This window comes from Candidatus Desulfatibia sp. (assembly GCF_036446775.1).
Classification (GTDB): domain Bacteria; phylum Desulfobacterota; class Desulfobacteria; order Desulfobacterales; family UBA11574; genus Desulfatibia_A.
This window is the reverse complement of record NZ_JAZFTO010000169.1, coordinates 1-2,422: the sequence shown is the minus strand read 5'-3', so window position 1 is coordinate 2,422 and position 2,422 is coordinate 1. Positions and strand designations below refer to the sequence as shown.

At 49.8% G+C, this 2,422-nt stretch carries 2 protein-coding genes; both read left to right on the top strand.

Annotation, left to right across the window (positions count from 1 at the left end; all coding sequences use genetic code 11):
* Window positions 1–1,281: copper chaperone PCu(A)C (locus tag V3S16_RS08420; protein ID WP_413884235.1), on the top strand; the 1,281-nt coding region annotated here is incomplete at its 5' end.
* A gap of 5 nt (window positions 1,282–1,286) precedes the next feature.
* Window positions 1,287–2,422, top strand: a 1,136-nt coding sequence (locus V3S16_RS08415; protein ID WP_413884234.1) for a peptidylprolyl isomerase, incomplete at its 3' end; no start/stop codon positions are given.

Sequence of the window (2,422 nt, the reverse complement as noted above, 5' to 3'; positions counted from 1 at the left end):
CAGGATGGGGAAAACGTCCGTTTCTTTGATGATTTGATCAAGGACAAGGTGGTAGCTATCAACTTTATCTACACCCGTTGCCCGGACACCTGTCCCCTGGAGACCGCACAACTCGTTCGGGTACAAAATATCCTGGGCGATCGGCTGGGCAAGGATGTTTTCTTCTACTCCATCAGCATTGATCCGGAAAACGACACCCCGGCAGTCCTCAAGGAATACAAACAACGGTTTAAAGCAGACTGGACCTTTCTGACGGGTAAAAAGTCGGACATTATCCAGCTGCGCAGGAAGCTGGGACTGTACGTCGAGGAGATCCAGGACGGTTCCAACAACCACAATGTGAACATGATCATCGGCAATCAGGCCACGGGCCGGTGGATGAAGCGCTCACCCTTTGAAAACCCCCATGTACTTGCCGAAACGCTTGGCAGTTGGCTCACCAGCTGGAAGGCGCCACCCAAGGGCAAGAGCGACAGTTATGCGAATGCACCGAAGTTGCGCAATATATCCCGCGGGGAACAGATATTTCGTACGCGTTGCGTCAGTTGCCATTCCCTCACCGGTACTGAGCTCGCGGGGGCCTTGGGACCGGACCTGCTGGGTGTCACCGAGAAGCGGGAATTACAATGGCTCCTCGATTGGCTGAAGGCGCCCGACCAGATGTTGAAGAAAAAAGACCCCATTGCGATGGCGCTCTACAAACAATACAACAACCTGGCCATGCCTAACATGCGTTTGAATCAGCAGGAGGCGGTGGATCTAATCGATTATATGGATGTGAAGAGTAAAAGATTGCAATTGAGGCGCGACATAAGGAAGCGCCAAAGAAATGCACCGGGAAAATTGGAGCGGATAAGTTCCGGGACGCCGGTGACCGCAGCGTTCCCTGTGAGTCAAGCGGAACCGGCTGACGATGTGGTCGCGATCATGAATGCATGGGTTCGGGAGGCACATGCCGGTGCGAAGGTGAATGCCGGATACATGACGTTGGTGAACGTGGGCTCCGAAGATGTGACACTGGTCAAGGTCGAGAGTGAGGCATTCGAGAACATTGAAGTGCATGAAATGGCCAGTGTCGATGGCCTGATGGAGATGCACGAAGTGACTGACCTGGTTATTCCTGCAAAGGGTCAAATTCGCTTCAAGCCCGGTGGCAAACATTTGATGTTGATGGGACCGCGACAGCACTTGACCAAGGGGCAGAAGGTCGATATGACCCTGACCTTTAAATCGGGCAAACACCAAACGGTGTCCATTATGGTCAAGGTAGCGGCCAGGTAAACATCATGAACTTTAAACGACTGCAATTTATTATTTTAATCGCACTCTTCACACAAGGAGTGTTTGTCACCGCAGCTCATGCAAAGGATACGTCCTATAAAAACTCTCCGTCAGTTGAGGTGATCGTTGAGACAACCATGGGGTCTTTTACACTGGAACTCAATCCAGAAAAAGCGCCGAAAACCGTTGCCAATTTCCTCGTTTATGTCGATGAAGGATTTTACAATAACACCCTGTTTCATCGCGTCATCCCTCGATTTGTCGTGCAGGGCGGCGGCTTTGAAAAGGGCATGGGAAAAAAGCCGACTCGTTTCCCGGTAAAAAACGAATCAGACAATGGTTTAAAAAATATCAGGAGCGCTGTTTCCATGGCCCGCACCAATAACCCGAACAGCGCAACCTCCCAGTTTTTTATTAATGACAGGCACAATCTGAGCCTGGACTATCGGGACAACAAACCAGGTTACACGGTATTTGGCAAAGTCACTGAAGGGATGGACATTATCGACAAAATAATCAGGGTCCCGACAACAACGTCCGGGTCCCATAAAAATGTGCCGAAGGACGATGTTGTTATTCTATCGGCTAAACGAAAAGGCTCGACGGGTGCACAAGACAAAAAACGGTTTATTGCAGGTGAGCATTATGTAGTGCTGGATAAGCCGGTTGCCACCCGGGATAGCAGCAAAATCGAGGTGGTGGAAATGTTCTCCTACGCCTGCTCCCATTGTTATGAGTTTGAACCATTGATTAAGGAATGGAGCAAACAGCAGGCCAATGACGTCGACTTTTGGTATTTTCCAGCCGTATGGAATAAGACGATGAAATTATTTGCGCGGGCATTTTATACCGCCCAGGAGTTGAATATTACAGAAAAAATACATCTTCCTCTGTTTACCGCAATAGTGATTGAACAAAAAAGACTGAGCAACGAAAGCGATTTGGCGGATTTTTTTGCGCACTATGGTGTTGACAAAAAAGACTTTGCCAAAGCCTTTAATTCGACGGCCGTGGACAGCCAGCTCAAGCAGGCCAAAGCGCGCGTACGCAGCTATAAGCCTGCCGGTGTGCCGGAAATCATCGTCAACGGTAAATATCGCATTGACCGCATGCGGGCAGGTGGGCAAACAGAGATGTTGGC